The organism is Methanospirillum lacunae, from assembly GCF_003173355.1.
Lineage (GTDB): Archaea > Halobacteriota > Methanomicrobia > Methanomicrobiales > Methanospirillaceae > Methanospirillum > Methanospirillum lacunae.
Genome location: NZ_QGMY01000002.1, coordinates 677,809 through 699,970, shown reverse-complemented (window position 1 = coordinate 699,970; position 22,162 = coordinate 677,809). Strand labels below are relative to the sequence as shown.

At 39.6% G+C, this 22,162-nt stretch carries 22 protein-coding genes; 10 read left to right on the top strand and 12 right to left on the bottom strand.

Going from position 1 to position 22,162, the window contains the following annotated elements:
• Positions 1 to 177 precede the first annotated feature (177 nt).
• The 8 genes from DK846_RS03695 to DK846_RS03650 all read left to right on the top strand — a co-directional run bounded on the left by DK846_RS03695 (position 178) and on the right by DK846_RS03650 (position 9,054).
• On the top strand, positions 178 to 1,767 hold the full coding sequence (locus tag DK846_RS03695; RefSeq protein WP_109967539.1) for an outer membrane protein assembly factor BamB family protein: 1,590 nt from the start codon (positions 178 to 180) through the stop codon (positions 1,765 to 1,767).
• A 93-nt stretch (positions 1,768 to 1,860) separates the two neighbouring features.
• Positions 1,861 to 2,241, top strand: a complete 381-nt coding sequence (locus DK846_RS03690) for a cupredoxin domain-containing protein (RefSeq protein ID WP_109967538.1) — start codon at positions 1,861 to 1,863, stop codon at positions 2,239 to 2,241.
• A gap of 246 nt (positions 2,242 to 2,487) precedes the next feature.
• Positions 2,488 to 3,147: a nitrite/sulfite reductase domain-containing protein gene (locus tag DK846_RS03685; protein WP_109967537.1), complete on the top strand. Its 660-nt coding sequence runs from the start codon at positions 2,488 to 2,490 to the stop codon at positions 3,145 to 3,147.
• Positions 3,148 to 4,191: 1,044 nt separating this feature from the next.
• Entirely contained in the window at positions 4,192 to 5,274 is a 1,083-nt protein-coding gene (locus tag DK846_RS03675) for an alkene reductase (RefSeq protein ID WP_109967535.1), read from the top strand.
• Between the two features lie 84 nt (positions 5,275 to 5,358).
• Positions 5,359 to 5,979, top strand: coding sequence for a molybdopterin-dependent oxidoreductase (locus tag DK846_RS03670; protein WP_109967805.1), 621 nt, complete (start codon positions 5,359 to 5,361; stop codon positions 5,977 to 5,979).
• A 675-nt stretch (positions 5,980 to 6,654) separates the two neighbouring features.
• Positions 6,655 to 6,879: a ferredoxin gene (locus DK846_RS03660; protein ID WP_109967533.1), complete on the top strand. Its 225-nt coding sequence runs from the start codon at positions 6,655 to 6,657 to the stop codon at positions 6,877 to 6,879.
• A 379-nt stretch (positions 6,880 to 7,258) separates the two neighbouring features.
• Positions 7,259 to 7,657 carry a VOC family protein gene (locus DK846_RS03655; RefSeq protein ID WP_219970611.1) on the top strand — a complete coding sequence of 133 codons (399 nt, stop codon included), beginning with the start codon at positions 7,259 to 7,261 and terminating at the stop codon, positions 7,655 to 7,657.
• Positions 7,658 to 7,863: 206 nt separating this feature from the next.
• Positions 7,864 to 9,054, top strand: coding sequence for an MFS transporter (locus DK846_RS03650; protein ID WP_245926451.1), 1,191 nt, complete (start codon positions 7,864 to 7,866; stop codon positions 9,052 to 9,054).
• Between the two features lie 406 nt (positions 9,055 to 9,460).
• Here the strand turns inward: DK846_RS03650 and DK846_RS03645 are convergent, their stop codons facing one another.
• From DK846_RS03645 to DK846_RS03610, 8 genes are all read right to left on the bottom strand, one after another.
• The gene (locus tag DK846_RS03645) at positions 9,461 to 9,907 is read right to left on the bottom strand and encodes a GNAT family N-acetyltransferase (RefSeq protein WP_109967532.1); all 447 of its coding nucleotides are present in this window, start codon (positions 9,905 to 9,907) and stop codon (positions 9,461 to 9,463) included.
• Positions 9,908 to 10,140: 233 nt separating this feature from the next.
• The gene (bioD, locus tag DK846_RS03640; RefSeq protein WP_109967531.1) at positions 10,141 to 10,833 is read right to left on the bottom strand and encodes a dethiobiotin synthase; all 693 of its coding nucleotides are present in this window, start codon (positions 10,831 to 10,833) and stop codon (positions 10,141 to 10,143) included.
• Positions 10,833 to 11,999, bottom strand: a complete 1,167-nt coding sequence (bioF, locus tag DK846_RS03635; protein ID WP_109967530.1) for an 8-amino-7-oxononanoate synthase — start codon at positions 11,997 to 11,999, stop codon at positions 10,833 to 10,835. Before bioF ends, bioD begins: the two co-directional genes overlap by 1 nt.
• Positions 12,000 to 13,355 carry an adenosylmethionine--8-amino-7-oxononanoate transaminase gene (gene bioA / locus DK846_RS03630; protein WP_109967803.1) on the bottom strand — a complete coding sequence of 452 codons (1,356 nt, stop codon included), beginning with the start codon at positions 13,353 to 13,355 and terminating at the stop codon, positions 12,000 to 12,002. It lies immediately after the preceding gene.
• A gap of 28 nt (positions 13,356 to 13,383) precedes the next feature.
• Complete coding sequence (locus DK846_RS03625; protein WP_181391599.1) at positions 13,384 to 14,211, bottom strand: 6-carboxyhexanoate--CoA ligase; 828 nt, start codon at positions 14,209 to 14,211, stop codon at positions 13,384 to 13,386.
• A gap of 1 nt (position 14,212) precedes the next feature.
• Positions 14,213 to 15,190 carry a biotin synthase BioB gene (bioB, locus tag DK846_RS03620; RefSeq protein ID WP_109967528.1) on the bottom strand — a complete coding sequence of 326 codons (978 nt, stop codon included), beginning with the start codon at positions 15,188 to 15,190 and terminating at the stop codon, positions 14,213 to 14,215.
• Between the two features lie 284 nt (positions 15,191 to 15,474).
• Positions 15,475 to 15,702: a type II toxin-antitoxin system HicA family toxin gene (locus DK846_RS03615; protein ID WP_109967527.1), complete on the bottom strand. Its 228-nt coding sequence runs from the start codon at positions 15,700 to 15,702 to the stop codon at positions 15,475 to 15,477.
• Positions 15,689 to 15,949 carry a type II toxin-antitoxin system HicB family antitoxin gene (locus DK846_RS03610; RefSeq protein WP_109967526.1) on the bottom strand — a complete coding sequence of 87 codons (261 nt, stop codon included), beginning with the start codon at positions 15,947 to 15,949 and terminating at the stop codon, positions 15,689 to 15,691. The genes DK846_RS03615 and DK846_RS03610 overlap by 14 nt, the downstream gene beginning before the upstream one ends.
• A gap of 405 nt (positions 15,950 to 16,354) precedes the next feature.
• Here DK846_RS03610 and DK846_RS03600 point away from each other — a divergent pair, with 405 nt between their 5' ends.
• Positions 16,355 to 17,230 carry a DMT family transporter gene (locus tag DK846_RS03600; RefSeq protein ID WP_109967524.1) on the top strand — a complete coding sequence of 292 codons (876 nt, stop codon included), beginning with the start codon at positions 16,355 to 16,357 and terminating at the stop codon, positions 17,228 to 17,230.
• A gap of 97 nt (positions 17,231 to 17,327) precedes the next feature.
• Here DK846_RS03600 and DK846_RS03595 read toward each other — a convergent pair whose 3' ends face one another.
• From DK846_RS03595 to DK846_RS03580, 4 genes are read right to left on the bottom strand one after another with little or no spacing between them, the layout of a single operon-like run.
• Positions 17,328 to 18,503 carry an ABC transporter permease gene (locus DK846_RS03595; RefSeq protein WP_109967523.1) on the bottom strand — a complete coding sequence of 392 codons (1,176 nt, stop codon included), beginning with the start codon at positions 18,501 to 18,503 and terminating at the stop codon, positions 17,328 to 17,330.
• Positions 18,503 to 19,207 carry an ABC transporter ATP-binding protein gene (locus DK846_RS03590; RefSeq protein ID WP_245926450.1) on the bottom strand — a complete coding sequence of 235 codons (705 nt, stop codon included), beginning with the start codon at positions 19,205 to 19,207 and terminating at the stop codon, positions 18,503 to 18,505. The genes DK846_RS03595 and DK846_RS03590 overlap by 1 nt, the downstream gene beginning before the upstream one ends.
• Positions 19,204 to 20,358 (bottom strand): COG1361 S-layer family protein, encoded by a 1,155-nt coding sequence (locus tag DK846_RS03585; protein ID WP_109967522.1) that lies wholly within the window; start codon positions 20,356 to 20,358, stop codon positions 19,204 to 19,206. The genes DK846_RS03590 and DK846_RS03585 overlap by 4 nt, the downstream gene beginning before the upstream one ends.
• A complete protein-coding gene (locus tag DK846_RS03580) occupies positions 20,359 to 21,018 on the bottom strand; it encodes a Yip1 family protein (RefSeq protein WP_109967521.1) in 660 nt (219 codons plus the stop codon).
• A gap of 506 nt (positions 21,019 to 21,524) precedes the next feature.
• Between DK846_RS03580 and DK846_RS03575 the strand changes: the two genes are divergently transcribed.
• Positions 21,525 to 22,160, top strand: a complete 636-nt coding sequence (locus DK846_RS03575) for a DUF2284 domain-containing protein (RefSeq protein WP_109967520.1) — start codon at positions 21,525 to 21,527, stop codon at positions 22,158 to 22,160.
• Positions 22,161 to 22,162 lie beyond the last annotated feature (2 nt).

Below are 22,162 nucleotides of genomic sequence, written 5' to 3'. Positions count from 1 at the left end.
TACATTTTTGACAATTCTCTCATGAGAATATCTTATATCCCACTATTTAATATCAGAACAAATATCCTTAATTCTGTTCTTTATTCCAGAATGCATATAAATATGGATCTATTTAACATATTCCAAAATGTGTTTTTCATGCATATCTTCATAATGTTATGAAATTATACTGCATGTATGTCGCATTCCTGGTTCAGAAATATTTTTTTGATAATTCTCCTGTATTCTTTCATTGGAGCAGGATTTTGCTGTATCGCCGAAGTAAATATCCAAGAAAAGGCATCTTCCGAAGATCTGACACTTGCACCGCCAGAGATACAGGATACGAATCAGTCCTGGCCTCTCGCTAATAAGGACTATTCAAATACACGAGACCAACAGGAGACAGATATCTCATCAGAGTCGGTTGGAAAATTCAATCTATCGTGGACTTATCCAATAACCGGTCATTCCGCTTTTGGTTCTGCGGCAACAACCCCAATAATTACCAATAATACTGTCTATTTTCAGGATTTGGCAGGAAATATTATTGCTCTTAACCAGCAAACAGGCACTCCACTTTGGACTAATAATTATAATAGTTCTACAATATTGGGCCCGAATGGACCTGCTATAGGATACGGAAAAGTCTTTATTTCTCCCGATGTGTATTCACTATCTGCCCTTGATATGAAAGACGGCACTGAACGATGGTCCGTTCATTTATCTCCTTCAAATTCTACCGGAATTAATATTCAGCCTATTGTCTTTGATAAAAAAGTGTATGTTGCAACAGTCCCGGGTACATCGGCCAATGATTTTTATGCAGGAGGTCAATTTGGTGAATTGTATGCCCTTGATGAAGAAACCGGAGCCATCATCTGGAATACCAGCACGATTGATACACCTGACCTCTGGGGAAATAAATCAGTGAACAGTGGAGGAGGGGCCTGGTATTCCCCGGGTATTGATACCAGAACCGGTATTACGTACTGGGGTATTGGAAATCCTGCCCCAATCCCGGGAACACCTGATTATCCTGCCGGATTGAGCAGGCCTGGACCAAATCTTTATACAGATAGTATCATGGCTGTGGATGGAAAGAGCGGAGAGATTGTCTGGTATAATCAGGTAAAACCTCATGATCTTTTTGATCTTGATTTTCAGATTTCCCCGATCCTTGCATCCATCCCGGATAGTACTGATGAATCAAAAACACGTGATGTTGTGTTCGGTGCAGGAAAACTCGGAAAAGTATACTCATTTGATAGAAAAGATGGATCAATAATCTGGAATACTTCAGTTGGCATTCATAATGGAAATGCTGATCTAAGCACAATACCGGAAGGAGAAACCATACAGGTTTTACCAGGATTTTTTGGAGGAGTTGAAACACCAATGGCCTATACAGATGGAATACTATTTGTGCCTGTTGTCAATTTTGCCTCTAATTATTCTTCAACCGGGATGGATACGGGTTCATTTGATCTATCTTCGGGAACTGGTGAACTGGTGGCCCTTGATGCATCAAACGGTACCGAATTATGGAAAAAAGAATATCCATCAATGAATCTCGGAGGGGCTACCATAGCTTCTGATATCGTTTTTACTGCAACCTATGATGGAACGATTTATGCATATAAGATAAAAACCGGAGACTTAGTTTTAAAGTATAAAGCCCCTTCCGGAATTAATGGTTGGCCAGCTATCGGAAAGAAGAGCATCATCTGGCCAGCAGGAGCAGCGTCAAACCCGGTTCTTTTCTCACTCAGTCTTCCGATTTCTTAAAGTGTATTCGAATTCCTCATTTTTTTCTTTTTCATCATGATAAAAAAAAGAATGCATAAAAGGATTTATGTATTGGATAGATGATGAGATAGTATGGTCTCAAAAGTTGTGATGTATGGTTTGGTTACAAGTTTGACTATAGTTATAATGCTAGGTATATCTGTTTCAGCAGTAACTGACACAAATCAGACAATTCAGGTTGATAATAATCTGACAAATTATTCAGTTAATATATCCAATTTTGCATTTGAACCTAAGGAACTAAATATAACTGTAAATTCGTTAGTAACATGGACAAATAATGACACGGCCCGTCATGACATCATAAGTGACGCTGGAGCCGTATCAGAAATCAAGTCATCTCTCCTGAATAAAGGAGAAATGTTTACATATAATTTCACCAAGGCCGGTGATTATCCATATCACTGCGGTGCCCACCCGTCTATGGTTGGAATAATACATGTTAATCCTTAATAATTGAGAAAGATTCTGAAAAAAAAATTATCAGATTCCAATGAAATAGGATCTGAAAATTTAAATTTTTTTACTTACGCATAAAAATTCATTATCTGAAAATTCATCATAGTTTTATTCAATATATCATATCTGGCAAATTTCAATTCTTTTATCCTTAAAGTATATTGAAAATATACATACTATCCAAATGGATACTCTTCATTTTTTATCAATAAATAGTGAAGTAACCAAAGGAGTAAAAAAATGACTCAAACAAATATCCCCGAAAAGGGAGCAATTGTTCAAAGAGATCTAATGACATTCTCTATCTCACCACATATACCGGGTGGATTTGCAGATCCTGCATTGTTACGAAAGATAGCAGATGTTGCCGAAAAATATGGTGCAAAATTTATAAAACTTACTGGTGCTCAGCGTATTGCCATCATTGGTATCAGCGAGGCAGATCTGGACAATGCCTGGTCTGAATTTACTGACAGTTCCAAGGCCATTGGTCTGACAATCCGGAGCATTCAGATGTGCCCAGGTACGAGAGCCTGCAAAAAGGCTAAACAGGATAGCCCGGGTCTTGGATTAGCCCTAGACAAAGAATTTTACGGCAAACCAGCACCGGCAAAATTCAAGATGGGTGTTTCAGGGTGTTCTAACTGCTGTAGTGATTCTTGGATGAAAGATATTGGATTTTTCGGCACAGATACAGGATTCAATGTGATTGTGGGTGGCAAGGGTGGAGGGACACCAAAAGCTGGAAAAGAATTGGCTAACGATTTGACTCCGGATCAGGCTATTGATCTCGCCAGAAAGATCATCACCTTCTACAGGGAGAATGGAATAGCTCCTGAACGTCTGGGTGCAACAATTGAGAGATTAGGTTTCGATACGTTTAGAAAAGCTGTACTCTAAAATACCCTCCATTTTCAGTTAATATTTCAAGTCCAATTTCTTAAAGAAAAACCAATGAGTCATTCACGTTTAATCAGGAACTAACAATTTCCCTAGTTTCAAATTAAAATTTTTATCTTTATTGTGATATATGTCAGAGATAAAGAGTAATTACCAGGAGAAGTGTTGACAGTATCACATAAAGTATTCCCGGAATAAAATGTGCTAAGAAATGAGGGCGAATCTTTGTCGTTTCTCTGGTTTGATCTTCATAAGTAAAAAATTTTACAGGAAATCCATGAACTAATGACTCATAGAGTCTGAAGTAACCAAAAGTAAAGAACGAACTGATACTGATCAGGATAATTATAATAACTCCTGAAATCGTCGGATTTAAGGTGACATTAAATAAACCCAGGAGAGTGAAGAGAATAGCAAAGTGCGTTATGGGCAGTATAACGAGAATCAACCAACCCAATACAAGACGATTCAGGTTGTGAGTTTTTCCCATCCAGGCAGAATACGTATCCCATGTCTGGTACATAACATGGGAACGATCGATAATTATGAAAAAATAGATCGTAAAAAAGAACCCGAACAGTTGTTGTGAATCATTCAGTGACATAATATTGTTCTTTATACCTCTCCAGGATGAAGTATCAATTCAATCGCCATCAACCACCTATGGAATCTTTAGATTAAACGGGTGAATCTAATATTCATAGAGAATACGGATGTTAATACAAACAACCCTAGTCCCGGGAATTCCATACATTATCAAGTGTCATCATATGATGAATTTTTTTCCAAAATCATAGCAGATTCTTTCTGTTTGCACACGTATCTGTATTTGTAATTGTATCAGAATAAGATTATTGCAAAAAAATCTTACTATTTTATTCTGAATTTCTTGTCATGATATGAATTCAGGTTATTTAGTAATTTTATACATATTGTAATGATTTTATGTTAATGACCATGGAGAAACGGTTAGATTTAGATCCCATATAGCAATAATTGAATAACACACAAAAATATATCAGATGGCAGCACTTATCAAGCCTCATGAATCTTTTTTCTCAATATATTTTCAATGATTTAGAACTAAATAACCGGATGGTGATGGCACCGATGACTCGTTGTCGTGCTGTAGCCGGAAATATTCCAAACCCGTTGTCTGTCATGTATTATGAACAGAGAGCATCAGCCGGTCTGATTATCTCCGAAGGTTCCCAAGTTGATCCTATGGGAATCGGGTTTTACCGGACTCCCGGTATACACTCAAAGGATCAGATAAAAGGCTGGAAAATAGTGACAGACGGGGTCCATAAAGCAGGAGGGAAGATCTTTCTCCAACTCTGGCATGTAGGCAGGATGTCACATCCTGACTTTCTTAATGGTGCTCTTCCAGTTGCACCATCTGCTCTGCCGATTGATGAAGAAATTCACACTCCTCTTGGGAAGAAGAAAATTCTCGTTCCAAGGGCTCTTGAATCAGAAGAGATATCCGGGGTTGTTAAACAATTTTGGGCCGGAGCTCGCAATGCAAAAGCAGCTGGATTTGATGGAGTTGAGATCCATGGTGCAAACGGGTATTTACTGGATCAGTTTCTTCGTGACAGTTCAAATACCCGCACCGATATGTATGGAGGAAGTTTAGAGAACAGGGCACGTTTGCCCCTTGAAATTACAAAAGCAGTCATTTCAGAATGGGATGCTAACCGTGTAGGGTACCGGATATCGCCACATTTTTTCCAGCATGGTATGGCAGATTCCAACCCGCAGAATACCTATTCATATCTGGCACAGGAATTGGATAGATTAGGAATTGGGTATATTCATCTCATTGAACCGGTAGGAGGCAGGTTTGGGGCTACTCCTAAAAATGCACAGCTGGCCTCTACCATACGAACCAAATTTAGTGGAACCCTTATCCTTAACGGCGGGTATGATAAAAAAACTGGAGATAATGCTATTAATGAATGCCAGGGAGATTTAATTTCATTTGGCACATCTTTTCTTGCAAACCCGGATCTCCCGGAACGCTTCCTCAGAAATGCCCCGCTGAATTCTCCGGATATCTCGACATGGTATGCAGGTGAAGATAAAGGTTATATCGATTATCCAACCTTGAATCGTGAATTATGACGGTATATAATGAGATGATATATGATAAGAAAAGGTCTGGTCATTACAATTTTACTAATTTTATTCGTTACGGGGATATGGATTATGACACTCAATAGTGGTCCTTCTCTTTCTGACAATGGGAACAATGTTCTTTCTTCTGTTGAAGTTCATGAATATGAGGGAACTCCTCTCGGAAATTTGGATGATTTTCGTGAAAATTCGATAAAAGGACCTAGAACAGTCGATCCGCAGACATACCATCTGTTGGTTACCGGGCTTATAGAAAACCCGCTGAATCTTTCATATAATGAGGTTCTTACATCATTCCCCTCATACCGTAAGGTTGTAACGATCCATTGTGTTGAAGGATGGGACGTAACGATCCTCTGGGATGGGATTCTGGTGAAAGATATTCTTAATCTGGCACGGTTGAAACAGGAAGCAAATACTGTTGTTTTCCACGCTGATGATGGATATACTACCTCATTCCCTTTGTCATACCTTATAGATAATCAAATATTAATGGCCTATCAGATGAACAATGTAACTCTGCCCAGAGAACGTGGTTTCCCATTCCAATTGGTTGCTGAGGATAAATGGGGATACAAATGGGTAAAATGGATAACCGGTATTGAAGTAACCAATGATCCGACATACCGGGGATATTGGGAAAGCAGGGGATATGCACAAGGTGGGGATCTCAATCGTTCATTTTATGGATGAAGCATGAAAATACAAGAAATTAAAAAATTTGTTCAATATTCAATCCTGTTTCTCAGTATACTTATGGTTTTAACTGGCCTCGGGATCACACATCCGGGAATTATTGAACCGCTTACCGGGGGAATTCTCGGAAAAATGATTTCAAATCGTATACATTCCTTCCTGTGGGGACCATTGGTTATTTTTCTTATTATCCACATTTATCTTTCAATGGCAAGAAGACCTAGATCAGGAAACCTGAAACAAGATAATAATTGAATAATGAACAAAATATTCTCTTTTTTTAAAATAGATTCAACCGAATTTGAATTGTATACAACCAGGAATTCTGAATGAGAAATATATTCCGGTATTGATAAAAAATCTGATTCGAAAAATGTCAATCTGGTTTTTTGGGTATGAACCATAAGAGATTTCTTCATCTGATTACAGTTTTTGAATGATGGAATACTAATAAATAAATTCTCTTCTCATACATTCTTCACTGGTAAAGATTGAAGAAATACTCGATCCATGGTTTCAATTCAGATCCTATCTTCAGTGATTCAGTGGGATTATTCTTGGATGGTGTAAATAATTCAGTCAGATGAGATAATCAATCCAAATGGGAATCTGGATGGAATATATTTCATATACCATATGAATGATGAACATGTATGAACGAGAGTAATAAACATGAACATAAAAATTGACAGGAAAGATTGTACCAGTTGCGGAACCTGCTGGGAAACATGCCCAAAAGTGTTTGAACAAAACCCGGATGACTCATTGAGTCAGATTATTGAGATGTTCAGGATTAATGGAAACATTGCTGAAGGAGCACCTACACCTGAACTTGAAGATTGTTCACTCAATGCATCTGATGCCTGTCCAGTCCAGATTATTGAGATTTTAGATTAATATATCTACAACCATGAGAACTGATGGCATAAACATTACCAGTTATCATGGTTTTTCTCTAACATGTACGTGACCAAAATTCTTGATTTGGTTGCATTGTTTTCAGAGAAAAAACCCTATTTTATTTTTACCCGCTCATTTTTGTGAGTTATTAGATAAATCTGATAATCAGGATTACCTGAATATTTGAGAGATAGTGTGGGACTCATTACGACGTTTCTCGTTTAAACACTAAATTGTCCCGAAAAGCAATAATCTATAAAAAATGCTTCTTTTAAGTCATGATAATTTTCGAGGGTTTCATCTTTTTAGTAAATCCAATGTAACAGATATATCCTTTCAGGACATCAGATAGATCATCATCAGAGGTGAATCATTAATGAAAACAATGAACCCGGTAGTGCATTTTGAGATGCCATACGAAGAAAAAGAACGACTGGTTCAATTTTATACGCAGGTTTTTGGATGGGATATGAATTATCTCGGGAAGGAGATGGGAGAGTATGTTGTCGCCTCAACTACTGAAACAGATGAAAACCATATGCCCATAAAATCAGGAGCAATTGGAGGAGGATTTTATCCAAATAGCCCGGATATGCCAAAAAGTCCATCAGTGGTGATAGCAGTAGAAGATATTAATGCTGCAATTAAGCGGGTTACTAACGCTGGCGGAAAGATACTTGGACAAACGGTAGAAATCCCGAGTATCGGTCAATATGTTGCAATTATTGATTCAGAAGGTAACCGGGTAGGTATGTTGCAACCATTTGAGATGTAACATTCATCATAGAATCTCATACCAGAAAAATCCAAACATCTTTCGAAATCCAGGTATACTTTGCATGATAAGGAGATCAGTTGTTACCAGAGTGCGATGATCAACTCTCATATTACCAGGTAACTTAATAGCAACAAGCATCTTTAACCTTACCTGATTTTTCACAAGTAATCCTTATTACATTAATCAACACAACGTGATACCCCATGTTTTCAATCACCTCCAATCATCTCCACCAGAAACTTCTTCTTGCTGTTATTGCCATTGGAATGTTTCTAGACGGGCTTGATGGATCCATCGTGACCATCATACTTCCTCAGATATCAGAATCATTCGGCACTGATACCGGAACGGTATCCTGGGTCATCATCACGTACCTTCTGATGATGGCAGGACTCATCCTCATTATAGGAAAAACTGCCGAGCGGGGACATATCAAGAGAATATTTCTTTTGGGACTGTGTGTTTTTGCCTTCGGGTCCGCTTCCTGTGGATTTTCTATAAACCTAGAATTACTTCTCGTATCCAGAATCATCCAGGGAATCGGGGCAGCCATGATAGCAGCAACCGCAACGCTCCTCTGTGTTACATATCTTCCAAAAGATATGCTTGGAATGGCTTTTGGAACAATATCCATGTCTGTATCTATTGGTGTAGCTGCCGGACCTGCAATTGGCGGATTTATTGCCCAGTATCTCTCTTGGCACTGGGCATTTCTGATCAATGTCCCGATTAGCATCGGTATTGTAATACTGGCAGTATATGTAATTCCACCTGATATCAAACGTGATAATCAGTCTTTTGATATCCTCGGTGCAGCCCTTCTTTTTGGTATCATGGCATCCGGGGTGTATGTTCTTGAGCGTGTACCCCATCTGGGTATATTAGATCCACAAATCATTATCTGGACGGCAATTTGTATAATCAATTTAATTTTATTTATTCTTCGTGAACAAACATGCCAGATTCCATTGATACATCTTCGGATATTTAAAACCAGGGCGTTCACAGCAACTTTCATTGCATTTCTTTTATTTGGATGTGTGTACATGGGCGTTCTCTATCTTCTCCCTTTTTTTCTACAGGCTGGGATGAAGTATGATCCTGTAATATCAGGGCTTTATCTGCTTATTCCCCCGGTCCTGACAGCAGTCATCGGGATTCCGATGGGAACATGGTCAGATCGTATTGGTCGAAGACCTTTTGCCATTGCAGGATCTCTTTTCATTATTATAGTGACAGGAATTCTTATGGTGATACAACCGGGAGCAGGGATTATTCCTCTTCTTGCAGTTTTATTATGCATGGGTTTTTTTTGGGGCTGTGCAGGAGGACCGGTTGCCAGCAGGATGGTTGAGATGCTCCGCAAGGAGAAGAAGGAACAGGATCATCACTGATGGTCACTGCTATGTTTCTCTGCAGCGTTTTTGGAACTGCTCTCTATGCAACATGTTTCACGATGGGAACTACGACAAATGGGATTACTGCATCTTCTGATCTTAGGTTAGACATATTTTGCAGGATTTTCACTCTACAATGACGATAGGGTTTGTTCTATTTCTCCTGGATCTTACAATATGTGCAGTAGGACGAGAACAAAAGATAGTCGCTATCTGACCATAACTGAGAAAATGAGAGGAAATGAAAAGATGAATCAGAATTGTGATGTCTGATATGGCATCATCGTGGTTCTTTTCCTTATGAAGGCATGAGCCACCCGATTTTATATCATGACTCATGTCCAGGTTTATCGAACGACTACAAACGGTTGATATATTCACATTAGGTGATGTTTATTCCCCATTATAAATGTCTTTTCAGGTAAACCATATCAATTAACTGATGCCCGTCTTCATACATAGGATGATCGTAATTATCGATAAAAAAATTTTTTTCAACATGTGATTTTACAAATCCACATCGTTCGTAAAAACGAAGTATTGTAGGAGTATCACCTGTTCCAACAAATAACTCATTATCTGAGTTTTTGTAATAATTAACAATAAACTGAATCAGCGTTTGTCCATATCCTCTGCGTTGATATTGTGGAACAGTGACAATATTCTTGAGTTCGTATATTCCTGGCTGTTCTTGAGTAACAACGCAAATTGCCCTGACATCATCATCATACAAAGCGAACATATCACCGCGATACAAGTACTTTTCAATCATACTTATCTGCTCATCTGCAATAAGCAGCAATTCCATATACTTTGTTTTATCGGTATCTTTTACCTTTACAATGTTCATGGATCTAATTCCTCATTAGTAGTATCATCTCTGTACATCCATTTTATTCGTTTGAATTAAAACATAAACACATATGATTAAAAAAACATGATATTTGAAAACGAATCATATACGTCAGAATCTCATATCCTGAATAATACGTTTAAGATTTTCATGATATTAAAATTCCCGTAACAATTCAGAAACCAACAACGATCATCGTTTTTGCAAACCTTCATGGTTTACGAATACATTCATCCCAGATTTGCGATTGGTTGATTTGAGTTCTGTATCCACTGTGAGATCAGATCAATCAATGACATGGTATCGGGAGCTTCGATCCATGGAATCACTCCGAGCACCTCAATATCTCCAAACTCCTGGATCAGTGACACAGTTTTTTCAATATCAGGACCGGAAGAGTGAACCCGGTAACCGTTAATTATCACACCTCTCACCTGGATCCCTAATGACCGGGCCGTATGAATGGTCAGCAGCACATGATTGATAGTTCCAAGATCCGGTCTTGCAATAATCAGCAGCGGAAGATTGCATTTGATGGCAATGTCTGCCATCAGGAGATTCTCTGCAACCGGAACCATTAATCCACCGGCTCCCTCTACCAGAACGAATTCAGATCTTTTTCTAACACGCTCATACATATCCAGAATCTTATCCAGAGAGATAGATTCGTGAGCAAACTCTGCCGCCTGAATGGGAGAGAGGGGTTTTGTGAATGAATACGCAAAAGAATCTTGACACGGTCCAGGATATCCTATAGCCCGGGAAAGATAGGATGCATCACTTTCAAAAAGATTTGTTACACCTGACTGAACCGGCTTAAATACTCCAACCCGGTATCGGGCCGATAGATATTGTGCAAGAGCTGCTGTGACTGCAGTTTTTCCGATCTCTGTATCTGTCCCGGTTATGAAAAATCCATTCATTAGATCAGTCCTGTTTTTCTTCCTGCTGTCTCAAAGGATGAAATTGCCTGATCAAGATGATCACGAGTATGAGTCGCCATAACCGTAAGCCGGATTCTTCCTGAACCTTCAGGAACAGTGGGTGGTCTGATGGCTGGAGAAAATATTCCTTCCTGTTCCAGAATTGAACTGAATAAAACCGTGTCATCGTTTTTCCCAATAATAACAGGAATTATCGGAGTTATCCCATCTGGAACATCCAGCCCCATGGATTGTATTCCCTCACGAAGATACCGGGAGTTATCTGATAATTTTCTAATTCTCCAGTTTTCTTCCAGTAAAATGTCAATGGCTGCTGAAGAGGCAGCAATTGAAGAAGGAGTGAGTGCAGTTGAAAAAATGAATGGGCGTGCAACATTCCTGAGTATTTCAGCCAGGAGATCTGATCCTGCAATAAAACCTCCTTCAGACCCAAGAGCTTTAGATAATGTGCCCATGTGAAGATCTACACCATCATCGAGGTTGAAATATTCACAAACTCCTCTTCCGGCCTTTCCCAGTACACCGGTACCATGGGCATCATCTATCATCAAAGCACATTCATATTGGCTGGAAATTTCTGCCAGTTCGGGAACAGGAGCAATATCCCCATCCATGCTGAAGACTCCATCTGATACAATAAGTCCGCCTGTTTTCCCATGAGCTCGTATCTTTGCTTCAAGGTCCCGAAGATCGCAATGATCATAAACGACTATCTTAGCCTTTGAAAGGCGGGCGCCATCTATAATGCTTGCATGATTGAGTGAATCCGAATAGATGATACAATCCTTATCTGTGAGAGCAGTAATTCCCCCCACATTAGCCATGTATCCACAATTGAAGACTACAGAAGATTCCTGTTTTTTAAAATCTGCTATCTTTTTTTCCAGTTCTTCATGAATGGATGTATTCCCGGTAATTAACCGGGATGCACCAGAACCTGTCCCCCAGGTGGCGATACTATCTGATGCCCGTTGACAGATGACCGGATGATTACTGAGTCCAAGATAATTATTGGATGCAAAATTTAGTAACTTCTTTCCGTCCATGACCATTTCAGGTCCTGATGTCTGTTCTACCAACCGGAGCTGACGATATTTCCCTGATCTTTGTATTTCATCTATCCTGGATTTAGCGTCCTTAATCATTCAATCACGTGTAACTGATGTAATTGATTCAAACAGAATATTGAGCATCTCGTGTAATTCTTTCAATGTAGAGGAGAGCGGTGGAAGAAAAACAATGACATTTCCAAGAGGGCGGGTTATCATACCACGTTGTTGCGCCTCTAGAATTACAGACTTGATAACTCCATCTTCAGGGAGATACGGCTGCCTGGAATCAGGGTTTTTGACCAGTTCAATTCCAACCATCATGCCAATCTGCCTGATATCACCAACATGGGATAATGTATAAAACCATTTTAATTCAGATTCAATTAGCGTAACTTTCTCACACAATGCCGGAATTATCTGGTCTTTTTGAAATAATTCCAGATTTGCACGGGCAACAGCACAGGCAAGCTGGTTCCCGGTATAACTGTGACCATGGAAGAACGTTTTGGATTCGCTTGCATCACCAAGAAATGCATTAAAAATCTCTTCCGTCGTAATGGTTGCGGCAAGAGGCAGATATCCTCCGGTCAATCCTTTTGCAACAGTCATGATATCAGGACTGATCTCTTCATGATCACATGCAAACATCTTCCCGGTTCTCCCAAACCCGGTAGCCACTTCGTCGGCGATGAGGAGGATATTGTAGGTATTGCACAATTCTCTGACTTTGGTGAGGTATCGGTCAGGAAAGGTGATCATCCCAGCTGCACCCATGGCCAGTGGTTCGATAATAAATGCAGCAATCCGTTCATGTTCCTTTTTAATTACATTGGTGAGGGATTCGAGGCACTCCATTTTGCAGGAATTTGGTTCACATTCAAACGGACATCTATAGCAGTATGGACAGGGAACACTGATGGTAGGAAAGAGCAGTGGATGATATGTAGAATGAAAAAGATCAATTCCTCCTACTGATACAGAACCAATCGTATCTCCATGATACGAATTTACCAGATGAAGAAACATAGTTTTAGTCGGAACAGGTTTTTCCCGCTGCTGCCAATATTGAAATGCCATTTTCAAGGCTATCTCAACGGCTTCTGATCCACTATCACTATAAAAAACCCGTGATAACCCTTCTGGAACAATTGAAATGAGTTCTTTTGCCAGAAGAGCCGCCGGAGGGCTGGACAGGCCAAGAAATGTCGAGTGTGCAATAGATGTCAGTTGATGAATGATTGCATCATCCAGTTCCTTTTTTCTATGTCCATGCAGGTTTACCCACATTGATGAGTTGCCATCATAATACCAGTTCCCATTCTCATCACAGAGCCTGACCCCTTCTCCTCCGGTTATGACAAGTTGACTCTCTTCCTGCCATTCCTTCATCTGTGTAAATGGATGCCAGACATACTGTTTGTCGATAGTTTCGATGGTTTGATTTTTCATGATAATATCCCGGTGTTCAATTATATCGTCATACAATTTGATCTAATGAGAAATTCCTGTTAAATGGTGATATTCGATCGATAAGGACCGGAGTACTCCTGATATACCGGGAATAAGATTCCCATGAAAAATCAACAGTATCAACAAAAAAGACTCTTCCTCCTTTTGCAGATAAACTTTTTAAATAAGGAATTCTAAAATATCCCTTTCCGGTAATAGAGATATAACCGATATGGTAGTCAGGATTATCAGAATAACATAATTCTGCCCTGGCGCAGGGTGCATAAGCAACTTTGGTGGCCAGAACCAGGGCTTCCTTCAGGCGGGTGTGAGAAAGTTCATACAAAGTTAAAATTTCTTGTATTTTGTGATGGGCAGAAGGAGTAAAATCCATGGTCGTTGCCCTGATGCCTTTATCATCAGGATTTCTTATTGCAGCTGAAGAGGAATCCATAACCAGGGCACCGGCTAAACCTCTTCCATGTGTATCCCCATTCTCTAAAAATTCACAAGCATGATCAATAGAATGAGGAGATATCCCTGCTATCTCAAGTAACGTTTTACAGACCTTTTGAGCTTCAATATGATCAGAAACCTGAACCAGGTATACCGGCAACGATGGAACATATGTAATCGTTTCAGGATTGATACCCTGAATTTTCAGATTGATAAAATCAGGTACTCCGTTATCATGGTTCTGGGCACGATGAATGAGTGCTGTACTAATCTCATCTATCTCTTCTTTCAGAATGATCCGTTCTGCTCCGGATACATGCTCCTGTATTGGTTGCATATCAGGCTCATCCGGATTCAAAATCCGGGATGCCCGCATTTTTATGCTGAAATACCCGGTCATGTTACAAGGAGTATCCCATATCATTAAGCAGACAGATGTCTTCTGAAATACTCCGGCCATTCGTGGTGAGATAGTTACCAACCATCATGCCATTCAGGCCAGCCATCAAACCAACAGATTGCATATCCCGAAGTAATTTCTCACGACCACCGGCAGATCTGATACTGGTTGTCGGGAGAATAAACCGAAAGAGAGCAATTGTTTTAATTATCTCCAAGGGTGATAGAGGGGGTTCATGTTCGAGCGGGGTTCCCGGTACTGCATGCAACATATTGACAGGAACTGAGTCGACATTGAGATCACGAAGTGCAAATGCCAAATTTATCCTCTGTTCCATACTTTCTCCAAGTCCAATAATACCTCCTGAACAGATTTCAAGCCCTCCTGATCTGGCACATTGGATAGTCTTAATCCGATCCTGGTATGTATGAGTTGTGACAATGTGAGGGAAAAATTCTTCAGATGTTTCAAGATTATGATGATACCGCGAAACGCCGGCTTCCTTGAGCATAAACGCAGATTCCTCTGTTAATTCTCCCAGTGATACACATAACCGGAGATTGGTTTCTGCTTTAAGACGACGGATTATCCTGATTATTGAGATGAAATCGTTATCATGTTCAGTAATACCTCTTCCACTGGTAACTATTGCAAACCGGTGTGCCCCGGCTTTTTCAACACTATGGGCATATTCAATAATTTTTTCGTCATCCAGCAGTGGGTACGTATCAATAGCACATGTATGGAATATTGATTGTGAGCAGAACTTACAATCCTGAGAACAATTCCCGGATTTACCATTAATAATTGAGCAGAGATCAATTTGGTTCCCTGTATATTGTTCGCGAATTTTGGATGCAAGTGCTGCAAGAATATAGATATCTGCCCCGGTGGCTTGTGCAATATCCAGGGCTTCGTTCCGGGTAATGAGACCTCCATTCAGAACTTTCTGCCCTGCCGAAAGAATATGATTAAACATTTCCGCCTAATGATTAACTTGAAGGCCAATAAATATACGTAAATAAAAATATTTAGGAGATTTACCGATTAGTTTTTATTTGATATATATGGAATACATAATTCTATAATATGTAATTCCTTTCATGCATTCCAGATAGTGTAACAAAAAGGAGTGAATACAAATTTAAAACCTAGGAGTAAAGCAGGAAATATGAAGAATTGATTATTATAGAATCAAATACAGGGTACCAAAAAAATTTATTTTCGATTGATTCCCATTTTTGATAATAGGAATAATTGTACCTATTCTATACATTCCCATTCAATTCGAGAAATATCAGCCTGTTTGAGTATACGTTTTAAAAGATCTACACTGATCTCTTTTCGATGAGGATTCGGTAATGTCAAAACAAGACCGTTTTTTATCATATAAGGGTGTTTTCCACCCTGATGCGGACCATCGAATCCTAAACGAGAAAGTGTTTTAACGAGTTCATCCCATGTTACAGGACCTAATTTATGCCCTGACATGAGTATCTATAGGTTGAATTTCTTCTATACTTATTCCTTGTATCGAGGGGATAGACATTCCTCTTCGAAGACGGATGATAAGCCATCCATCAACGACCTCCATGAGATTTTTTCTACATTCTTCGAGAGTTTTTCCGGTAGCAAACACACCGGGTAGATCCGGGATTTCACCGTAATAAGGCTCTTCGTCATCAATCAATTCATAATGTGCTTGTGCGAGAGCAGTATTAATATATTCAATAATCATGATTGCGAAGATTCACCTCTTGTTTCAATAACCGGAATGGATTTTGAAAGTGATATATCACATTAGTTTTTTAGATCATATATTCCTTCTATGGGCCAATATATTCTCTTGATCTGTTTATTTATCTAATTTCAAGAAACCATAACCAAGTAAGGTTAAAATCAGGATTAAATCCTGTAATTATGTTTTCGGATGATCTTTTTGAGTGAAAATCTGTTGCTGGTTGTGTCACGATACAATTTATATTTGAATCAATCTATCATATTCCGGTTTTACTATCTCAAAGGATCTGATTTTTATCAGAAATCCCTCTTATACCCTGGATCAATCCATCAATACCTAATTACCGGATTAAGTCTGAAACAAGATACTGCATATCCATACAAACCAGTCCCATAAAAACTCATGAATCAAAAATCTGCAGATATCATCCTTATCTTCATTGTCCTGATATGGGGTTCAACATATCTTGCGATGAAATGGGGAATGGAAAGTTTCGGAATCTTCACCCTGATAGCACTTCGTTTTAGTATCGCATTTGGTATCGGAATTTTCATTCTCTTGAAATGTCGCTCTTCGATATATCTGCATACACTGGCATCCAGTGCTCTTTTAGGATTTGGATACTTCTGTGGATTTACACTTCTCCTTTATGGTATGAAAACCACCACTACGACATCAGCCGGATTTCTTATGGCAACAACGGTTGTATTCGTTCCACTTCTTCAGATTCTATTCTTCCGGAGAATTCCAAATACCTTTATTCTTTTAGCGGTGTGTCTCTGTTTATCCGGAGTAGGCCTCATGACACTCAAAAATGGTCTGGCACTGGATTTTGGTGCGATACTCTGTCTCTTCTGTTCAATCTGCTATGCAATAGTAATTATAACTACCAAATGGGTCCTGAACAGCGGAGAAAACGCTCTCACCATCGGTGTGCTCCAGCTTGGGTTTACCAGTCTCTTCTCACTCGGAGCAATGCTTATCTTTGAAATGCCATTCCCGCAGGCACCTCTGGAAAGCTGGGGAATTATTCTTTATCTTGCAATATTTTGTACGTTGATTGGTTTTGTTCTTCAGACCATAGCCCAGGAATTCACCTCTCCGGAACACACCGGTTTGATTTACACTCTTGAATCGGTTTTTGCATCCCTGTTTGGATATGTTTTTCTCCAGGAAGTACTGCCGGTCCAGGGATATATCGGAGTAATCCTGGTATTTTCCGGTGTAATAATCGCAGTGAAATATGGAAAAACAATAGAGAAAACCGGTGGAGAGTAATTTCTTTATCTGGAGAACGAAGTTGCTTCATGTATCACGGGAATGACAATCAGATACTCCGGATCATCAATCAAAAAAAATAGTTGCAGATAAAAAATTATTCATGTCTGAGAGCATCTATTGGATTAAGACTTGATGCTTTCCATGCCGGATACAAACCGGATAACATACTTGTGACAATACCAAAAGCCATACCATAAGGAATCTGAATAAGGGAAGCCGGATTGTACAGATATGATACATCCTTAAGGAGCAGAGCAACCACCAGGTAACCGGCTCCAAAACTGAGAATTCCTCCTACCACAGATCCTGTCAATCCAAGGAGAAACGCTTCATAAATAAACATACTTCTTACTTCTGCTCTTTTTGTCCCGATGGATCTGAGAATGCCAATCTCCTTGTATCGCTCCATAACAGACATCATCATCACATTAAAGATTGATACACCGGCAACGATAAGAGAAATCCCCCCTATTGCCATCGTAAACAGAGTGATCTGACTGAATGTAGTTGATATCGAATTAAGGATCATTCTGGTATCATACACATCAACTTCAGTTTCCCTTTTGTTGAGTTGTTTCTCGATTGATCCTTTAATCTGTTCTATCTCCTTGATATCTGATGCTTTAATGATAGCCTGATCATGACCTTTAACGTCATAATAATCACGGTACCAGATATCAGAGGTGATAATTGCATTATCCGGATTGATATCAAATCCCATTCCCCGCTCTTTTAGGATTCCAACAACCCGGATACCGGTTTCAGTTTCACCAATTAATAGCCGTGATCCAATTGTCAGATTATTATCCTTGGCAAGTTTGGATCCGATCATGACCCCTGAAGATCCACGAAGATATTGTCCTTTATCAATCTCCAGGAGAGTTGGAAGATCCTTGGGATCTATCCCATATACCGTTGCATACAGTGTATCACGCTGAACTTTTATCCGGTCTCCACCGGCATAAATCGGAAACACCTTACTATTAGCAGCAGCCCGGCGAATCAATTCAAGCTGCCTGTCTGTCAGGCGTTCACTTGTTGTGGTGCTGCTCATTCCGCCCTGGTATCCGACATGAGGAGTGACAATAATAGAATCCCCGACATCAGAAAGTGATTTTGTAATAGAGAGTGAGAATGCATTTCCCAGGATTCCCATTGAGGAAATTGCCATCACACCAATTATAATTCCAATTGCGGCTAAAAGAGAACGAAGCCAGTGCATCTGCAGATTCCTGATAGCAAGACTGAAAAAGAGTGAACCTCCGGCCATTAGGTCTCCTCCTGAATATGGCCATCTTCTATCCGGATAACCCTGTGTGCATATTCTGCGGTTTTCGGATCGTGAGTGACCATGATGATGGTTTTTCCTTCATCATGACACAGTCGTTCAAGCAGTGCCATAATGGCCTGACCGGTTTTTGTATCCAGGTTACCGGTAGGCTCATCACACAAGAGAATTGCCGGATTATTTATGAGAGACCTGGCGATAGCCACTCGTTGCTGTTGTCCTCCGGAAAGTTGGTTTGGCCTGTGATTCCAGAGTGCTGGTGCAAGCCCAACTGCTGACAATATTTCCTGGCACCGTTCTCTGGAAGCTGTCATGCCATTCTTAAGAATAAGTGGATACCGCACATTTTCAAGTGCATTTAGAAGAGGTATCAGATTAAACTGTTGAAATATAAAACCAAGTTCATCTCTTCGCAATGTTGTCAGTTGATCATCTGATAATGATTTGATACTCCGGCCCCTGATGTACACATCTCCTTTAGAAGGAACATCAAGACAGCCCATCATATTGAGAAGCGTTGATTTGCCGGATCCCGAAGGTCCCATGATTGCAATAAATTCTCCTGAAAACACCTTCAGAGAAATATCAGAAAGGGCTGTGACATTTTCAGAAGAAAGGGGATAAATTTTTGATACCCCAATGAATTCCATGACCGGTTCAGTATCAGTCATGATTGGCATGGTCATGCTTTATTGCGCCTGCTGTACCAGATTGCAATAATAACCAGCAGAAGGAGGCCGACAGGGATTAGGTAGATTGTTTTTTCTGGCAGTTGAGATGGCTGTTCTTTTTCAGTAATCGTATCTTTATGAGGGAGTTCCAATTTTGTATCTGAAGAGAAGATATTTCCATCTCTATCCTTGAAACTTGTCTGAAGAGGAACTTCCGTCGTATTGGCGTCTGCCTTAAATGTTATCTCAAAACTTGAGAAGTCATCCGGCTTCAGAGCTCCAACTGCATAGAGTTTATACGGGAAGATCGGATTTGCCGGAGCAGCAGAGGTAACCTCTACACCGTTTGCAGTTTCAAGCCCGGAGTTCGTTACATCACCGGTAACTCTGAAAAATTCACCCTCGTCGGTGATGATTACATTTGAAAGAACCGGATTTGCATGTTTCCTGCTTTCTCCAAGAACTATTGGCAGAGTATATGTGATATTATGCTGATTGATTCCGTTCTGGTATTCAAGGGTAAACTGGACTGACTTGTTACCATACGGGGTGATATTAAAGGGAATATCAACAGCATCATCTGAACCGAGTGCACCAATGAAATACGATAATGGTGTAATTTCATGTCCGGTACCATTTGCTGTAATCGTCACTCCTGAAACAGTGTTATCCCTGGGATTTCCAATATGGAGCTGAACGATATCCTTCTTTCCTTCAACAAAAATTTCTGGTTTTGAAAGAACAGACATCTCAATCGGATCTTTCTGTACCTGGACCCTGAATGGATATCTCAGGAAATGTGCTCCGCGAAAATCAAGAGAAAGGATAGGATAAAAGATACCGGTATCTCCCTTTGCCTGGATGGTATATTCAAGCTTCAGAGTATTTCCTGCTCCGATTGATCCAACTTTTTCATAATTGTCAGAGAGGATATCCAGGTTCTTATCATACATTAATGCATGATTAATGGGAACTGCTTCCTGACCTGAATTATTAAGAACGATGGTTACTACGGCTGTATCAAGCGGCATCAGCACTTCTGGATCGATACTGATTGAATTTACCTGAACCTGGGCAGCTGCAGCAACCGGATCAACTGTGGTTTCTCCATATACTGGTGCCAGAGCCAGGAATATCAGAAATAAAAAGATGATTGAAAATCTCATTCAAAGCCATCCAATCAATGTAGAAACAGTATAAAGAGAGTATATAAAATATAATGCCACAGGCAGACCGACGGCAATTATGGATTGTTTTGCTGATAAGCCACAACATTTTTCCACGCCAATGGCAGCAATGTTTGCAGCCCAAAGAAGAAATATTATTGATAATATTGTTGAAAGAATGGTATATTCCTGCATCAGGGGATTTTTCATAAAATCAGTCATATGTGCCTGGATTTGTATAGGATCTGTACCTTTTATCGGAGAGACCTGAATTTTTGGCAGATACCACCACGCCAGACCTGTACTTATTATTGCCCCGATAAGCTGAGGAAGCATCCCGTACCCGGCAATTTCAGCATACCGTTTAAATGAACCAGTTCCTTTCAGAATTTTTACCATTATCATAAGGACAACGGCTGCTACAAGCCACATTATCCATACAGCCAAAAAGGATGTTATTGATGTACTTATTGCAGTGATAAGTTGCAATCCTTCCATAAATCCGGATAACATCCGACCGGTGATTTCACCCACCAGATAACCGCTAAAGCCAGTGAAGATCGAGATCAGCAGAATTATTACTGCAGGTTTTTTCAGAGATGGTTCTGATCCGGCACACAATTCAAAGAATTGTTTTGGTGATAATAATATCTGTAACATCTTGTCCTGCCCTGTTCATTATTCGTTTGAAATAGAGATAGTATTTACGCTTTTACCATGAGAGAAAAAAATCAATAGAGGCAGATCTGTAGATTACCTCGTACATAAGTTGTCACATAGTATACAACTTCACCACATCGTAGAGTCATATATCCATAGATCAGTTTTATCTTTTTAATTTCTCCAGTTTTTATCCGGATTTTAAAAAGTTGAGATATTCAGTAGTTCAAGGAGGTTTATGGATAATCAGTGACGATATCAGTATTTTTTCATACTGATTATATGGGTAAGCGATACTGATCAAATATTGAATACAATGATGTCTTCTCCTCAAGGTCATGTATTTATGTTTGGGACTAGAACCTGGTTTTAACAGAAATAAAATATATAATCATCGGATTTGAGTCATATAACTTTGAATAACAGGTACAGAAGATCTCACTTTCAAGAAATTTTTTTAAAAAAACATATGATTGATGAATACCAAGAAAAAGGATAGTTGAGATATGATTTGTCAAGAACCTGATAAACAATACGGCTATTTAGTCGAAGCAGTAAAATCTGCCGGAGCAACTGATGCAATTCTTATTCAAACATCTGACATTGTTATTGAGGAGCGTGTGCAGCTTAAATGTAAGACCGGATGTCCTTCATATGGGCAACGTTTTTCTTGTCCGCCTTTTGCTCCAACAGCATCAGAATTTAAACAAATGGTACTGGAATATCAGGATGCCCTTCTGATAAGATTTCAATCCTCAGTTATTGCAGAACCAGATGTTGTTTATTCGCTGCTGAGAAATAGAACTGATCCTACAGTTTCGCAGGATATCAGGGAGAGAACTTTCCAATTCAATGATGCATTAAATGAGGAATCCAGAAAAATTCATGACATAATGCTTGAATTAGAACGAACAGCATTTCTTGCAGGTAATCCTTTAGCTCAGGTATTTACGGTAGATTGTTGCGATCATTGCAAATCCTGCAATATTAAAGGAGGAGTGTGTGTGCACCCATCAGAACTCAGATATTCCATCGAGGCAGTGGGAATAAACATTATCAAAACCGCTCAAAATGCCGGAATGCAGATCACGTTTCCCTGTCCCATACCTCCTGACAGGATTACCCTTCTATTAATTAATTAAAC